Raw genomic sequence first — 14551 nt, 5'->3', positions numbered from 1 at the left:
CGCCGGATCGAGTCGATGCCGGGATGCATCCGGGACTATCGGGAGTGGCTGTCGGAGCAAGGGGTGGAGACGACCGGCATGCGTCCGATGGGCCACGCCGAGAGCGTGATGAGCCGGTTTGCGCATCGGGTGAAATCCCGCCGCAGCTGGAAAGACCAAGGGCTTCGGGCGTTTCTGAGGGCGATGGCAGCCCGAATCGACGGGATTTGGCGGAGAAATGGGCAGTTGGTGGAGGAAGAAGAGACCCGAACGGCAGCCTCGGCCTCGACGAAGTCCAAGCGGGTTGAACAGGCCAAACGGAAGGCAGGACGGTTGTGGGCAGATGTGGTGCGTCAGAATCTACCGTGTCTGCAGCGGTCATCCGGGACGCCGATCCATCAAGCGTTGTCGGCGCTTCGGGATTTTGGTTTGGTGTAAAAAAATGGAATACAATATCATCACTTCAAGATGAGGGATGAGAGTCCGAAAGCGCTTACGATATCAATTCCTGAAAATGGTTCGCTAACTAGTGATTGACAACACCCGTAGTGAACCGAAAAAATGTTCTCCACAAAGTCTTGACTGACTCCTCGTTCCTTCACGGTTTGGCAGTCAACCGCTTGTTTGCTATAATGGAAACAAGTTTGACAAAGACGATATCCGAGGCGGCTCCTGCCAATTTGTTTGGTGGGAGTTTGTTTTTGCGATGAGCGCCCGGCAGGGGAAAACGGGATGGCCAATGCCATGCCGAGCGAAAACGAAAGGAGCAAACCGGTTATGACGGAGCGGGTGGATGATATTGTTGAGGTTTGTTTATTAGCGGGAAAATTGATGCTTGAAAGCGGCGGAGAGACGTATCGGGTGGAAGATACAATGACGCGCATCGCTGCTTCGTTTGGCATGCCGCGCTCCCATGGTTATGTCACACCAACGGCCATTATTTTTTCTATTGAAGGGACAGACTCAACCAGATTGATCCGCATTTCCGAGCGTTCGACTGATTTAGCGAAAGTGGCGGTCGTGAACGATATTTCCCGGCGCATCAGCCGCGGTGAATTGACGCTTGAAAAGGCGCGAAAGGAGCTCGAGGATATCGGGCGCGCCCCGATGGGTTATCCTCTTTGGCAGCAAACCGCCGCCGCAGCGTTAGCGAGTGCTTGTTTTGCGTCATTGATTGGAGGGATGGTTCACTTTTTCCCATCGCTTTTTTCCGGAGGGGTGGCATTTTGGTGTTTTGAGATGGTGCATCGGTTTGTAAAAATCCGGTTTTTCGCGGAATTTTTTGCTTCTTTTGTCGCCGGGGGGCTCGTATTGTTAATGGTGCAGGCCGGATTTGGCGGGGACGTCGGGAACATGATCATCGGCTCGGTGTTGCCGCTCGTGCCGGGGCTGGCCATTACGAACGCGGTGCGTGACTTAATGGCCGGCCATCTCATCGCCGGATTGTCGCGCGGGGCCGAGGCGTTTTTGACGGCGTTTGCGATCGGCACTGGCATCGCCTTTGTTTTATCTATTCGATGATAGGGAGCACAGGTCATGATTGTTATGCAGTTGCTGCTTAGCTTTGTGGCGTCAACGTTGTTTGGCATGATTTTTAATGTTCCGCCGCGGCTGTTGCCGCATAGCGGATTGGTCGGGATGAGCGGATGGGCGGCCTATACGTTTGCTGTACGTTCGAGCGTAGACAGTGTGATTGCGACGTTTATAGCCGCGTTTTTCGTCGCCTTTTTAAGCAATGCGTTTGCTCGGCGCTATCGGGCGCCGGCAACCATTTTTATTGTTCCTGGCATTCTCCCGCTCGTTCCAGGTGGGACGGCATTTGAAGCGATGCGTCATGTCGTCATGAACGACTACAATGCAGCGATTCCGTTGGCGGCAAAAGCGTTCATGATTTCTGGGGCGATTGCGATGGGGCTCATTTTTTCTGAGGTCGTCAACCAGCTGGTAAAGCGCCGCCCGTAATGGCACGTGTCTGTTTTTTCCAATCATTTGCCTATCGTTGTATTTGTTTGTCTGAATATTATAATGAATATAACGATGTTTTTTCTATCGATTTTGAAACAGCGGGGGAGAGCGGAATGAAAGACATTATCGAGCAGATGAAAGCGGAGCTATGGGAGGTTTTCGATCACCTTCACCGCCATCCAGAAATCAGCTGGGAAGAGTGGCAAACGACTGAATTTCTCTGCCGAGAGTTGGAGCGCGAAGGATATCGGGTGCGGACGTTTGCCGATTGCCCGGGTGTGGTGGCGGAAATCGGCGCCGGGCCGTTTACGGTTGGGGTGCGCAGCGATATGGATGCGCTTTGGCAAGAAGTGAACGGCGTTTGGCAGCCGAACCATGCGTGCGGGCATGATGCCCACATGACGATCGTGCTCGGGGTGGCGAAGCTGCTTCGCCGCATCGGCTATGAGCCGCCGGGGACGCTCCGGTTTTTGTTCCAGCCGGCCGAGGAGAAAGGAACAGGGGCGTTAAAGCTGATCGAAAAAGGAGCGGTCGACGGCGTGTCGTTTTTATACGGCGTTCACCTGCGGCCGATTCAAGAAGTGAAAGGCGGATATGCGGCGCCGGCGATCATCCATGGGGCGGCGCAATGCATCGAAGGGCGGATCCGCGGTGTGGCGGCGCACGCGGCGCGGCCGCATTTAGGCGTCAATGTCATTGAAGTTGGCAGCGCCATTGTGCAGGAGCTCGGCAAAATTCATATCGACCCACAAGTGCCAGCGTCGATCAAAATGACGAAGTTTCACGCCGGTGAAAAAGATGCGAACACGATCCCGGACTACGCGGAATTCTCCCTTGATTTGCGGGCGCAAACGAACGAGGCGATGGAGCGGCTCGTTGAAGGGCTGCGTCATGTGATCAACGGGGTCGCTGCCATTTATGGGGCGGAGATTGAACTGGTGGAACGGACGCGCATCGTCGCCGCTCATCCTGATCCAGATGCGGTGCGGCTGATGGAGGAGGCGATTATCGCGGCCTTGGGGACGGAAAAATGCGTTCCGCCGGTTGTGACATCGGGAGGAGAGGATTTCCATTTTTATTCCTTTCAAAAACCGGAGCTGAAGACAACGATGCTCGGGTTAGGCTGTGACTTGCGCCCTGGGCTCCATCATCCGCAGATGACATTCCGGCGCGACGATTTGCTTTCTGGCGTGGAAATTTTGGCGCGAACGGTCATCCATACGTTTTCGACGTTTGCGCCACAGGGAGAGAAAGAACGTGTCTCTGTCGCTGCAAATCATTGAGACGATGGAACAGCTAAAAGAAATGGCTGAGTTGGAGGCGGACGTTTGGGGGACAGCGCCAATCCCGCTTCACCAAACGTTGACAGCGGTGAAAAACGGCGGCATTGCGATCGGGGCGTATATGGACGGGAAACTCGTCGGCTTTGTGTATAGCTTCCCTGGGTTTCGAAACGGGGAAGTGTATCTTTGTTCGCACATGATGGGGATTGCCAAACCGTTTCGCGATCAAGGGATCGGCTACCGCTTAAAAATGAAGCAAGCCGAAGAAGCGCGGCGGCGCGGCTACCGAGTCATCCGCTGGACGTATGACCCGTTGCAAAGCCGCAACGGCTATTTGAACTTGGCGAAGCTTGGGGCCCTTGGCGTCGAGTATGTGGAAAACTGCTACGGCGAAATGAATGACGCGTTGAACGGTCAACTGCCGTCTGACCGCTTCATCGTCGAATGGCGGCTTGATGAGCGAGTGACTGGGGAACGGAATTTGGTTAAAGCAGATCTTCTCAAGGCCAGAAGTCTGACGGTGCTCGAGGCAGGTCAAAGGGCTGACGGTCTGTTGCGGCCCGTGCCGAGAGACATCGATGAAACAGCGGCGCCGTTGTTGTTGGCTGCGGTTCCGCTTGACTTTCCGCAGCTGAAAGAGCGGGATCTCGCGCTGGCGCTTGAGTGGCGGCTGGCGACGCGCGCTCTGTTTCAGCGGTTGCTTGCGGAAGGCTGGATTGCCGCCGGCGCTTGGCGCCGTTCCGGGGAGCCGGCGATGCACTACATATGGGTGAGGAGAAACGAATGACTGCCGCAGAAAGGGGAAGAGGAATGGCGATCAACATCGAGTACGTCATATTGCGCCATTTGCAAATGGAGTTGAAGGCGCCGTTTACGACGAGCTTCGGCACGTTTCAAAGGAAAGAGTTGATTTTAGTGGAGGCGGTCGACTGCGATGGCGTTTCCGGCTGGGGCGAATCGGTTGCGTTTTCCGCCCCGTGGTACAGCGAGGAAACGGTGAAAACGAACTGGCATATGCTCGAGGATTTCCTTGTGCCGCTTGCGTTGGCTGAGCCGATTCACCACCCGGAGGAGCTGTCAAAGCGCTTTGCCGCCATCCGCCAAAACAACATGGCGAAAGCGGCGCTTGAGGGGGCGGTATGGGATTTGTACGCCAAGCGGCTCGGCGTCCCGCTTTCTCAAGCTCTCGGAGGAACGAAAAAGGACATTGAAGTCGGCGTCAGCATCGGCATCCAGCCGACGGTCGGCGATTTGCTTCGGGTCATTGAACGGTATGTGGCGCAAGGGTACCGGCGGATCAAGGTGAAAATCAAGCCGGGATGGGATGTTGATGTCATTCGCGACGTGCGGCGCGCGTTTCCCGACGTGCCGCTCATGGCGGATGCCAATTCGGCGTATACGCTCGCTGACGCCAAGCGGCTTCAGGCGCTCGATGAGTTTGGGCTGATGATGATCGAACAGCCGCTCGCCGCTGACGATCTTGTCGATCATGCCCGGCTGCAGTCGCTTCTTCAGACGCCGATTTGCCTTGATGAAAGCATTCGTTCCTATGACGATGCGCGCAAGGCGCTTGACCTTGGCAGCTGCCGCATCATCAACATCAAAATCGGGCGCGTCGGTGGGCTTTGGGAGGCGAAGCGCATCCACGATCTTTGTGCTGAGCGCAGCGTGCCGGTCTGGTGCGGGGGAATGCTCGAAGCGGGCGTTGGGCGCGCCCACAATATCGCGATCACGACGTTGGAAAACTTCGCGCTTCCCGGTGACACCGCCGCGTCGTCCCATTATTGGGAGCGGGATATTATCACACCGGAAGTCGAGGTGCAAGGCGGCTTGATCCGCGTGCCGAACGCGCCGGGCATCGGCTATGACGTCGACCGCCGCCAAGTTGAGCGGTATACGCAGTTTGCGAAGGTGTTTCATCGTACGGCGACGGCATAAAGGATGATAAAAGGGAGAAAGAAAAAATGATGATAAGACCGATTGAAGTTCGCGATGCGGAACATTTCTTGGAGTTGTGCAAAAAAATTGATGAATCTGGTTTTATGTTATTTGAGCCTGGCGAACGGCAAACAACGGTTGAACAACAAAGTAAATCGATTGAAAGAATGTTGTTTGAACCGAATAAAATGATCTTTGTTGCTGAAACTGAAAACAAGCTTGTCGGGTTCCTTGCTGTCATAGGAGGCGATGTAAAACGAAATCGACATTCTGCCAATGTTGTTTTGGGAGTTCTTGAAGACTATCAAGGACAGGGCATTGCCACTAAACTATTCAACAAAGCGTTTGAGTGGGCAAAGGAAGTTGGAATTTCGAGATTAGGACTTACGGTCATGAAAGGGAACGATAAGGCGTTCAACTTATATAGGAAGATGGGATTCGTATTAGAAGGCGAGAGGGTTCAATCATTAAGAGTGGGCGGAGAATTTGTCAATGAATATTACCTATACAAACTGTTGTAACGCCAATTTGGGGCTGACCCAAAACGCATTCGCGTTTTGGATCAGCCCCTTCTTCGTTGTGTTACACGCGTCCGATCCCAGTATTCGCCTTGACGACAATTTCCGTATATTTCTTTTCATCCGCTTTTTTCGATGAGACGAGCGTTCCGATGATGGCGCCGATAAAACCGAGCGGAATGGAAATAATGCCTGGATTGGCGAGTTTAAAGAGCGGTTCGCCAACGAAAATGGCGGCTCCTGGCTGCGGTGACCAGACGTTCGGGCTGAAGAAGACGAGCAACAGGGCGCTGATCAAGCCAACGAGCATGCCAGTAATGGCTCCTGTCGTATTAAAGCGACGCCAGAAGATCGTAAAGACGATCGTCGGCAAGTTGGCGCTTGCAGCGACGGCAAAGGCGAGCGACACAAGGAAGGCAACGTTCATTTTTTGGGCAAACAGCGCTAACAAAATCGATAATACCGAGACGCCGACCGATGCCCAGCGGGCAGCAAGCATTTGTTCTTTTTCCGTTGCCTGGCCGCGCCGCAAAATATGGCTGTAAAAGTCATGGGCAAACGCCGAGGCGGCTGACAGAACGAGCCCGGCGACAACCGCCAAAATCGTGGCAAAGGCAACCGCGGCAACAAAGGCAAATAAGAAATCTCCACCAAGCGCTTCGGCTAGAAGCGGGGCGGCCATATTGCCGGCCGGGTTGGCGGCGACGATTTTGTCATAGCCGACGAACGCGGCGGCGCCAAACCCTAAAAAGATCGTCATGACGTAGAAAATCCCAATGATCCATGTTGCATAAACGACCGATTTGCGCGCGGTCGGCGCGTCTTTGACCGTAAAGAAGCGGATCAAAATATGCGGCAGCCCGGCCGTCCCCAACACGAGCGCCAAGTTTAATGAAATCGTATCGAGCGGGTCTTTAAACTTGTTGCCCGGGTTTAAAAACGCTTCGCCAAGCGGTGTCGCGGTTTTGACTTCATGGAACATTTTGGCGATGCTGAAATCGAATTTAGCAAAGACGATGATGGAAATGATAAACGTACCGACCATCAATAAGACGGCTTTGACGATTTGCACCCAGCTCGTGGCCGTCATGCCGCCGAACACGACATACACGGTCATTAAAATGCCGACGATCAAGACGGAATAAACGTAGTCTAAGCCTAACAGAAGCTTGATGAGGCCGCCGGCGCCGACAAGCTGGGCGATCATATAGAAGATCGAGATGGCGATCGTATTTAACGCCGCGACACCGCGCACTTTTTTATCATCAAAACGGGCGGCGATCATGTCGGCCATCGTGTACTTGCCAAGATTGCGAAGCGGCTCGGCGACGATATACAGGACGACAAGATAAGCGACAAGGAAGCCGATGCTGTAAAAGAAGCCGTCAAATCCAGCCAGGGCGATCATGCCGGCAATGCCGAGAAAAGAGGCGGCGGACATATAGTCGCCGGCGATGGCGAGCCCGTTTTGCCAGCCGGTGAGGCTGCTGTCAGCGGTGTAAAATTCGCTCGTCGTTTTCGTCCGTTTCGAGGCATAGTACGTAATGACAAGCGTCAAGGCGACGATGACGAGGAAGAGGAAAAAGGCTAATCCGTTCATTAAGCGTTTCCTCCTTCCTTCGCTTCCTGTTTTACTTGTTCAACGATGTCGTCAAACTTGGCAGCCCGTTTCGAATAAAGGATGCATAAAGCCCAAGTCATGGCAAATTGTGCGAAGGCGAACAGCCACGCCCAACTAACCGGCCCGATTGCTGGCGCGTTGAGCACCTTTGAGTACGACGTCAAGATCGGAAGGATGAGGTAAAATGCAAAGAAAAAGAACGTCGCTGGAATAATAAAGGCTTTTTTCTCTCGGATAAGGCCACGAAACGAGGCGGATTGGGCGATTGCTTCATAATCAACAACTGCCTGTTCGGCAAAGGATTGTTTTTTTACTGCCATATGGATCCCTCCCTGTCTTTGTTAAAGCGTTTTCAAATGAGATGACGGAACATAAAGGCCGGCAGCGTCAGGAAACCTCCTTTCTTGTCACAAATTTGTCACACATTCATTATATATTTATCTGAAAAATTTGTAAATTGATTTTTTTGTTATTATTAGAGAAATGTTTTTTGCTTTACCGCGTAAAACGAAAAAATTTTTTTCTGTTTTTCTTATTTTCGCACTTTACAAAAAACAAGGATCATGTAGAATGACAACTGTATTCGACAATAAAATTCAACAATTTTCTACAAAAAACAACAAGGGGAGACATCCGATGAATTTGTTTCGTAAAAAACCGATTCAGGCGCTTTTAAACGAATCGGGGGCGAAAGGAGCCTCGCTGCGGAAAGAGTTAGGGGCATTCGACTTAACGATGCTCGGCATCGGTGCCATTATCGGGACGGGCATTTTCGTCCTGACCGGGGTGGCTGCGGCAGAGCATGCCGGTCCGGCGCTCGTTCTTTCGTTCATTTTGTCTGGGTTGGCGTGTGTGTTTGCGGCGCTTTGTTACGCTGAGTTTGCTTCGACCGTACCGGTGTCGGGAAGCGCGTACACATATAGCTATGCCACATTTGGTGAACTGTTCGCTTGGATTTTAGGTTGGGACTTGATTTTGGAATATGGGGTCGCTTCATCAGCGGTCGCCGCCGGCTGGTCCGGCTATTTCCAAGGCCTGCTCGCTGGGTTTGGCATTGAGCTGCCGAAGGCGCTCACGAGCGCATATAACCCGGAGAAAGGCACAATCATCGATTTGCCGGCTATTCTCATTATTTTGTTCATTACGTTTTTACTGAACATGGGTGCGAAAAAATCGGCCCATTTCAATACGGTCGTGGTTTTTATTAAAGTGGCTGTCATCTTGCTTTTCTTGGCGGTTGGCGTTTGGTATGTTAAGCCGGAAAACTGGACGCCGTTTATGCCATATGGATTTGCAGGTGTTGCGACCGGCGCTGCAACAGTGTTTTTCGCTTACATCGGGTTTGATGCGGTGTCGACCGCGGCGGAAGAAGTGCGCAACCCGCAACGCAATATGCCAATTGGCATCATCGTGTCGTTGCTTGTCTGCACGTTATTGTACATCGCTGTTTCGCTCGTGCTGACGGGCATCGTTCCGTACGATCAATTGAACGTAAAAAACCCGGTGGCGTTCGCGTTAAACTATATCAATCAAGACTGGGTCGCCGGCTTTATTTCGCTCGGGGCGATCGCCGGCATTACGACCGTGCTCCTTGTGATGATGTATGGGCAGACGCGTCTCTTCTACGCCATCAGCCGCGACGGTTTGCTGCCGAAAGTGTTTGCTCGCATCAGCCCGACGCGCCAAGTGCCGTATGTCAATACGTGGCTGACGGGAGCGGCTGTAGCGGTATTCGCCGGCATCATCCCGCTCAACAAATTGGCGGAACTGACGAACATTGGCACACTCTTTGCCTTTATTACCGTTTCAATTGGCGTTCTTGTGCTGCGCAAAACGCAGCCGAACTTAAAGCGGGCGTTCCGCGTCCCGTTCGTTCCGGTCATCCCGATTTTAGCCGTCTTGTTCTGCGGCTACTTAGCTCTTCAGCTCCCGATGACGACATGGATCGGTTTTATCTCGTGGCTGCTGATTGGTTTGGTCATTTACTTTGTCTACGGCCGCAAGCATAGCGCGCTTAACGAAATAGCTAAAAGTGAAGAAAAAGTCGGTTAATTGGCCAACTGAAAAAGAAGAGGCTTTCCTGAACCGAGAGGTGGGAAAGCCTCTTTTTCGTTCGGTTACATGCGAATGGCAACGAAACAATCTACTCCATCATAGACAGGAAAATGATGATATGGACGAACGAGGAAGTTTGTCACCGTATTGACGACCGAGGGGGAATTTCTCCGGGTGAAAAAGGAAGGGGAGTATGAAGTTGGAGAAGAGATTGAAGCAGGTGCAGTAAAAAAAAACCTTTCCATTTCACCGTCGTTCGTTTCGATATGCATTGGTGAGCGCTTTGGCAGCGGCCGTGCTGCTTGTCACCACTTGGATTCAGTGGCCTTCCGGCGCGGTGTACGCATATATGTCGATCGACATTAATCCGAGCATTGAAGCGGGGGTCGACGATGATCTGCACGTATTGACGTTAAAGGCGTATAATGAAGAAGGAAAAAACGTGCTCGCTGCGCTCCCTGCATGGAAAAATAAACCGTTTTCTGCGGTGGCGAAACAAATTATTGTATTAAGCGAAAAAAAGGGCTATTTAAAGGAAGGCGGCGAAGTGCTCATTACAACGGTGGAAAAAGAGCGTAACGCCTCCTCGGCGCGGAAGCTGTCCGCTGAGCTTGCTGAAATCGAGCGGTCGGTGGCGGACGACCGGATCGTTATCAAAACGGCAAACAGCACAATGGAAGTGCGCAGCCGGGCAGCTGAGCAAGGAATGACGACCGGAAAACTGTTGCAGATCGAGAAAAAAGCAAAACCGGCCTCGTCCACATCCACCAAGCCGGACAAAGAGAAAGGACAAAGCGGAAAGAAGGAAAAGAAACCATCACCAGTAAAAGGGCAAAAACTAGAGCAGCCGGCGCAAATGAAACAAAAGCATGGCGAACAGAAACCAAAGCAGCAGAAAAAAGAAAAACAGCCGTTGCACGAGCGAAAAAACACCGATTCAAATAAAGAAAGTTCCCCGTCGGACAAAGAGATTTCTCCGAAAGGGAAAAACCATGGGACCGCCCGTCCGTCGCGGCCGGGCGGTCATTATGTAGAGAAAAAGGCGGCGGATGGCCGGCACGACCGCAGCAACAAGAAAGATCGCCGCGATCCGGCGAATGTCCACCGCCAGCCGACAATCATCGATTCCAAAACGAAAAAAGCCGAGTGATCACGCTCGGCTTTATTCTGTTCTCCGTCCTGCCAGCTCGCTTTGCGCTTGGGCGACGAGCCGTTTCGTAATTTCCCCGCCGACGGAGCCGTTGGCGCGCGAAACAGTGCCAGCCCCGAGCTGCACGCCAAACTCTTGGGCGATTTCGTATTTAATTTGTTCCAATGCTTGTTCAATGCCTGGAACAAGCAGTTTGTTGCTTCCACGTGCCATTCTTTTTGCCTCCTTCGTCATGTTTCGATATGGCATCATTAGTATAAGCAAACTGTTGGTGAGGTATAGGTGGGAATTAAAGGGAGAGTTTATCACAAAAAAAAGGCGACCGTGTCGTCGTGCCGTTTACGATTGCCTGTGGACAATGCTGGTATTGCCAGCACGGGCTTGAGAGTCAATGTGACGCGTCAAACCCAAACGGCGAGTCGGGGGCGTATTTCGGCTATTCCGAAACGTTTGGCGGCTACCCGGGCGGGCAAGCTGAATATTTGCGCGTGCCGTTTGCCAACTTCACCCCGTTTGTCGTTCCCGACGATTGTGAATTGGAAGATGAAAAATTATTGTTTTTGTCCGACATTATTCCGACCGCGTTTTGGGGCGTCGACGAAGCGGGAGTGAAAGACGGCGACACAGTCGTCGTGCTCGGCTGCGGGCCGGTCGGGCTGTTGGCGCAAAAGTTCGCTTGGCTGAAAGGAGCGAAGCGCGTCATCGCTGTCGATTACATCGATTACCGGCTTGAGCACGCGAAAAAGACGAATAAAGTAGAGACGATCAACTTTACCGAATACGAAAACACCGGTGAATACATGAAGGAGCTGACCGGCGGCGGGGCGGATGTAGTCATCGATTGCGTCGGCCTAGACGGGAAAATGACCCCTCTTGAACTCATCGGCTCGGCGCTGAAGCTGCAAGGGGGCGCGATGGGGGCGATCGTTATCGCCTCGCAGGCGGTGCGCAAAGGCGGAACGATTCAGCTCGTTGGAGTGTATGGCTCCCGCTACAACCAGTTTCCGCTTGGCGATTTATTTTCACGCAACATTACGCTGAAAATGGGGCAGGCGCCGGTCATTCATTACATTCCGACGCTGTATGGGTGGATTGTCGAAGGAAAGTTTGACCCGACCGATATTATTACGCATCGCCTTCCACTCGATGAGGCACAATATGCGTATGAAATTTTCGATGAAAAGAAAGACGGCTGCATCAAAGTCGTGCTGAAGCCGTAATGGTGCATAAAGCGTGCCTGGCCGAGGCACGATAAGAAAAAATGTGGAAGGAGGATCGATGTGACTGACATCGCATTCCCGGTTGCCCGTCTTCATGACGGGACGCTTCGCCAGCTGCAGCAGTTGGAGCAGCGGCTGCGCGAAGAGACGGGGGAAGAAATTGTGCTTGTCGCTTATCAACGGAAAACGACAGATGAAGGGGAGGCGAAACGATGATGAAACGAAAAGTGAAATTCGATGCAGCGAAAAACAACAATAAAACGCCGACCGAGAGCCTGCCGGATACGGAATTTGCCGCGCAATACGCCGGCGAAGAAGACATGATTCGCGGCGCGAACCGCAATTCGAAAAAAGGACGCCAAGGAGGCGGAGATGGATAACGATCAGAAGGAGCGGCCTGTCCAACGAAATGAAGAAATGGCGTTTGAATGGGGCGATTTTGCCGCTCATCAACCCATTTGGCTGATGGAAGAGCAAAAACGGGCGAAGGGAAAGGAAACAAAAAAGGAAGACCCACCGCGGTGAGGGGGGCTGTCTGCCAGCCGCTTTCACAGCGGGCAAGCGAAAAAATAAGGACGCCGGAAGCGGCGTTCTTTTTTTGTGCCATGAATGGGCAGCTCCCGTTTGCGAATGAATGGAATGTGGCGAAACAGCGGCGGTGATGAGACACGGCTTCATCGATTCAGGGAAACTAGCCAGCCGTTGATCGTCCCGAATCGGGAACATCCGCATGGGCTGACAGAAGGAGTCGGTAAGCGGGTGCTCAATGGAAAAGAAAAGCACTGACAACACTCCGGACGTAAGGAAACGAAGGGTTGTCAGCGCCTGTTCACCAGCCTCCGTTTTCATGGAGAAGCGGCCGGCCATGACAAAAAACTTCCGGTCTAAGCCGACGCCGAAGAAACCGACAACGCTGAAAGCGGCGCGGAAAACAGCGTCGCACCGGCACCGGACGGGTCGAAGTAGGCGACGATGACGGTTGGCGTAAACGAAAGCTGTTTTTTGGACGTGTAGCAGCCGACATCCACCGGCACGATTTCAACGACCGTATGTTTAAACAATTCCTTTTCCCCGAGCCCAAGGGCGGCAAAATCCGCTCCGAGCGCCTCAGGGCGCTCGAGCAGCGCCCGATAGATGGCCGCGCGCGCCGTTTTCTCCGTTTTTTCGTCCCACCACGGCTTGCGCGGCTTATATTTTTGGTTGCGCAAATAGTCGTATTTCATAAGCGACTCGGCGACAGGCAGGGCATCTGGCATACACGTACGCAAAAACTCATGCAGGCGGCGGAACAAGTCTTCTAACTGGTGGCCGATGCGCGCCCAGCCGCGTTCATCCCAATACGTGCCAAACTGCTGGAAAAAGTCAAACGGCGATGGGAACACATCGGTCACCAAGTACTCGATCGTTTCGTCCATTCGATGGGCGTTCCAATACTTTTCGAGCACGTCTTCCACTTGCTTGATGCGGATGACGTCATCAAACGACAAGACGTTGTTGGCGAGCACTTCGTATGGCGCATGGTCCATATACACATAGCCGTACTCCTCGGCGCGCAGGCGCAGCCCGGTGCCGCGCAGCAATTTCAAAAACCCAAGCTGCAGCTCTTCGGGACGAAGGGCGAACACGTCGTTAAACGTCTTCCGGAACGAGTCGTAATCTTCTTCCGGCAGCCCGGCGATCAAATCTAAGTGCTGGGCAATTTTCCCGCCTTCTTTAATCATCGTCACCGTTCGCGACAACTTGGCGAAGTTTTGCTTGCGCATGATCAGGCGGTTCACCTCATCGTTCGTTGATTGAACGCCGATTTCAAAGCGGAACAGCCCGGGCGGCGCCTCCTTGTTTAAAAACTCGATGACCTCCGGGCGCATAATGTCGGCGGTAATTTCAAACTGAAATACCGTTCCCGGTACATGTTCGTCAATTAAAAAGCGAAACATGTCCATTGCATAGCTGCGGCTGATGTTGAACGTCCGGTCGACGAACTTGATCGTCCGCGCCCCGTGCTGCATCAAATAGCGCAAGTCGTCTTTGATTTTTTCGCGGTCAAAATAGCGGACGCCAACCTCAATGGACGACAGGCAAAACTGGCAGCTGAACGGGCAGCCGCGGCTCGTCTCGACATAAACGATCCGGTTTGGAAGATGGGGAATGTCTTCTGGAAAGCGAAATGGTGACGGCATGTCAGCCAAGCGGATTTTATTCCGCTGTGGGTTGATGACGATGCGGTCCCCGTCACGAAACGCCAATCCGGCGATGCTGCTTACGTCCCCGCTGCCGTTTAGGACGAACAGCAGTTGCTTAAACGTTTCTTCCCCTTCGCCGATCACGATAAAATCAAATTCCGGCACTCGTTCCATCCACTCGCGTACGTCGTATGATACTTCCGGTCCGCCGACGACGATCGTCACGCCCGGCGCCGCTTTTTTTAACATTTTTACGACTTTGATCGTTTCTTCAATGTTCCAAATGTAGCAGCTGAAGCCGATGACATCCGGACGGCGTTGGTACAAATCAGTCACAATGTTCAGCACCGGGTCTTTGATCGTATACTCAACAAGCTTGACGTCAAATTCGGGCTGAGCGTATGCTTTTAAATAGCGGATGGCTAAATTCATATGAATGTATTTGGCGTTCAATGTCGCACAGACGATGTTCATCGCAACAAAACCCCTTTGTCTATAATATAGCAGCAAAACTCCTTTGTCTATAATTTATAGATGCAATTGGAAGCTTTCATTTGGCTTTAAGCGAGGGGGGAGAGTTGACTATCATGCAGTTTAGCCAAATGAAAAAGCAGAAAAACTTGTCGAACATCGTGGAAA

The 14551-nt window shown here is 52.6% G+C and carries 17 protein-coding genes and 1 pseudogene; 14 read left to right on the top strand and 4 right to left on the bottom strand.

What is annotated here, in order from left to right; all coding sequences use genetic code 11:
* The 7 genes from CD000_RS10715 to CD000_RS10685 all read left to right on the top strand — a co-directional run.
* Positions 1-417 (top strand): UPF0236 family transposase-like protein (locus tag CD000_RS10715; protein ID WP_198962504.1); only part of this gene is annotated, 417 nt, incomplete at its 5' end.
* 339 nt (positions 418-756) lie between these two features.
* Positions 757-1500: a threonine/serine exporter family protein gene (locus tag CD000_RS10710; protein WP_015374227.1), complete on the top strand. Its 744-nt coding sequence runs from the start codon at positions 757-759 to the stop codon at positions 1498-1500.
* 15 nt (positions 1501-1515) lie between these two features.
* The gene (locus CD000_RS10705) at positions 1516-1941 is read left to right on the top strand and encodes a threonine/serine exporter family protein (protein ID WP_096225633.1); all 426 of its coding nucleotides are present in this window, start codon (positions 1516-1518) and stop codon (positions 1939-1941) included.
* Positions 1942-2057: 116 nt separating this feature from the next.
* The gene (locus tag CD000_RS10700; protein WP_096225632.1) at positions 2058-3227 is read left to right on the top strand and encodes a M20 peptidase aminoacylase family protein; all 1170 of its coding nucleotides are present in this window, start codon (positions 2058-2060) and stop codon (positions 3225-3227) included.
* Positions 3202-4014, top strand: a complete 813-nt coding sequence (locus tag CD000_RS10695; RefSeq protein WP_096225631.1) for a GNAT family N-acetyltransferase — start codon at positions 3202-3204, stop codon at positions 4012-4014. The genes CD000_RS10700 and CD000_RS10695 overlap by 26 nt, the downstream gene beginning before the upstream one ends.
* Positions 4015-4037: 23 nt before the next feature.
* Positions 4038-5165, top strand: coding sequence for an o-succinylbenzoate synthase (menC, locus tag CD000_RS10690; RefSeq protein WP_096225630.1), 1128 nt, complete (start codon positions 4038-4040; stop codon positions 5163-5165).
* A gap of 26 nt (positions 5166-5191) precedes the next feature.
* Complete coding sequence (locus CD000_RS10685) at positions 5192-5686, top strand: GNAT family N-acetyltransferase (RefSeq protein ID WP_095859049.1); 495 nt, start codon at positions 5192-5194, stop codon at positions 5684-5686.
* Between the two features lie 61 nt (positions 5687-5747).
* Here CD000_RS10685 and CD000_RS10680 read toward each other — a convergent pair whose 3' ends face one another.
* The gene (locus tag CD000_RS10680) at positions 5748-7283 is read right to left on the bottom strand and encodes a solute symporter family protein (protein ID WP_096225629.1); all 1536 of its coding nucleotides are present in this window, start codon (positions 7281-7283) and stop codon (positions 5748-5750) included.
* Positions 7283-7624, bottom strand: coding sequence for a DUF485 domain-containing protein (locus CD000_RS10675; RefSeq protein WP_063166522.1), 342 nt, complete (start codon positions 7622-7624; stop codon positions 7283-7285). The genes CD000_RS10680 and CD000_RS10675 overlap by 1 nt, the downstream gene beginning before the upstream one ends.
* A 316-nt stretch (positions 7625-7940) precedes the next feature.
* On the opposite strand from CD000_RS10675, the gene bcaP reads away from it, so the two are divergent.
* The 3 genes from bcaP to CD000_RS10665 all read left to right on the top strand — a co-directional run bounded on the left by bcaP (position 7941) and on the right by CD000_RS10665 (position 10509).
* Complete coding sequence (gene bcaP, locus CD000_RS10670; protein WP_096225628.1) at positions 7941-9356, top strand: branched-chain amino acid transporter BcaP; 1416 nt, start codon at positions 7941-7943, stop codon at positions 9354-9356.
* Positions 9357-9506: 150 nt separating this feature from the next.
* Positions 9507-9725 (top strand): anti-sigma factor domain-containing protein, encoded by a 219-nt coding sequence (locus CD000_RS19570; RefSeq protein WP_369806556.1) that lies wholly within the window; start codon positions 9507-9509, stop codon positions 9723-9725.
* Positions 9634-10509, top strand: a complete 876-nt coding sequence (locus CD000_RS10665; protein ID WP_369806599.1) for an anti-sigma-I factor RsgI family protein — start codon at positions 9634-9636, stop codon at positions 10507-10509. Before CD000_RS19570 ends, CD000_RS10665 begins: the two co-directional genes overlap by 92 nt.
* Before the next feature lie 12 nt (positions 10510-10521).
* Here CD000_RS10665 and CD000_RS10660 read toward each other — a convergent pair whose 3' ends face one another.
* Complete coding sequence (locus CD000_RS10660; protein WP_020959067.1) at positions 10522-10722, bottom strand: alpha/beta-type small acid-soluble spore protein; 201 nt, start codon at positions 10720-10722, stop codon at positions 10522-10524.
* Positions 10723-10820: 98 nt separating this feature from the next.
* Between CD000_RS10660 and CD000_RS10655 the strand changes: the two are divergent.
* The 4 genes and pseudogenes from CD000_RS10655 to CD000_RS18810 form a co-directional block, all read left to right on the top strand.
* Positions 10821-11729: pseudogene (locus tag CD000_RS10655) on the top strand (zinc-binding dehydrogenase); the annotation flags it as partial.
* 60 nt (positions 11730-11789) lie between these two features.
* The gene (locus CD000_RS18815; protein WP_198962503.1) at positions 11790-11945 is read left to right on the top strand and encodes a hypothetical protein; all 156 of its coding nucleotides are present in this window, start codon (positions 11790-11792) and stop codon (positions 11943-11945) included.
* Positions 11942-12109 carry a hypothetical protein gene (locus CD000_RS18465; RefSeq protein WP_011230441.1) on the top strand — a complete coding sequence of 56 codons (168 nt, stop codon included), beginning with the start codon at positions 11942-11944 and terminating at the stop codon, positions 12107-12109. Before CD000_RS18815 ends, CD000_RS18465 begins: the two co-directional genes overlap by 4 nt.
* Positions 12102-12254 carry a hypothetical protein gene (locus tag CD000_RS18810; protein ID WP_168157889.1) on the top strand — a complete coding sequence of 51 codons (153 nt, stop codon included), beginning with the start codon at positions 12102-12104 and terminating at the stop codon, positions 12252-12254. Before CD000_RS18465 ends, CD000_RS18810 begins: the two co-directional genes overlap by 8 nt.
* A 359-nt stretch (positions 12255-12613) precedes the next feature.
* On the opposite strand, the gene CD000_RS10645 is transcribed toward CD000_RS18810, so the two are convergent.
* Positions 12614-14386 carry a B12-binding domain-containing radical SAM protein gene (locus CD000_RS10645; protein WP_096225627.1) on the bottom strand — a complete coding sequence of 591 codons (1773 nt, stop codon included), beginning with the start codon at positions 14384-14386 and terminating at the stop codon, positions 12614-12616.
* Between the last annotated feature and the right edge of the window lie 165 nt (positions 14387-14551).

This window comes from Geobacillus sp. FJAT-46040 (assembly GCF_002335725.1).
GTDB lineage: Bacteria > Bacillota > Bacilli > Bacillales > Anoxybacillaceae > Geobacillus > Geobacillus thermoleovorans.
This window is presented reverse-complemented; position numbering and strand designations above follow the sequence as displayed.

Excerpts from the sequence above, each read along its gene's own strand:
- CD000_RS10710 (WP_015374227.1), top strand. The coding sequence starts at position 757 with ATGACGGAGCGGGTGGATGATATTGTTGAGGTTTGTTTATTAGCGGGA.
- CD000_RS10705 (WP_096225633.1), top strand. The coding sequence starts at position 1,516 with ATGATTGTTATGCAGTTGCTGCTTAGCTTTGTGGCGTCAACGTTGTTT.
- CD000_RS10700 (WP_096225632.1), top strand. The coding sequence starts at position 2,058 with ATGAAAGACATTATCGAGCAGATGAAAGCGGAGCTATGGGAGGTTTTC.
- menC (WP_096225630.1), top strand. The coding sequence starts at position 4,038 with ATGGCGATCAACATCGAGTACGTCATATTGCGCCATTTGCAAATGGAG.
- CD000_RS10685 (WP_095859049.1), top strand. The coding sequence starts at position 5,192 with ATGATGATAAGACCGATTGAAGTTCGCGATGCGGAACATTTCTTGGAG.
- CD000_RS10680 (WP_096225629.1), bottom strand. The coding sequence starts at position 7,283 with ATGAACGGATTAGCCTTTTTCCTCTTCCTCGTCATCGTCGCCTTGACG.
- CD000_RS10675 (WP_063166522.1), bottom strand. The coding sequence starts at position 7,624 with ATGGCAGTAAAAAAACAATCCTTTGCCGAACAGGCAGTTGTTGATTAT.
- bcaP (WP_096225628.1), top strand. The coding sequence starts at position 7,941 with ATGAATTTGTTTCGTAAAAAACCGATTCAGGCGCTTTTAAACGAATCG.
- CD000_RS10660 (WP_020959067.1), bottom strand. The coding sequence starts at position 10,722 with ATGGCACGTGGAAGCAACAAACTGCTTGTTCCAGGCATTGAACAAGCA.
- CD000_RS18465 (WP_011230441.1), top strand. The coding sequence starts at position 11,942 with ATGATGAAACGAAAAGTGAAATTCGATGCAGCGAAAAACAACAATAAA.
- CD000_RS18810 (WP_168157889.1), top strand. The coding sequence starts at position 12,102 with ATGGATAACGATCAGAAGGAGCGGCCTGTCCAACGAAATGAAGAAATG.
- CD000_RS10645 (WP_096225627.1), bottom strand. The coding sequence starts at position 14,386 with ATGAACATCGTCTGTGCGACATTGAACGCCAAATACATTCATATGAAT.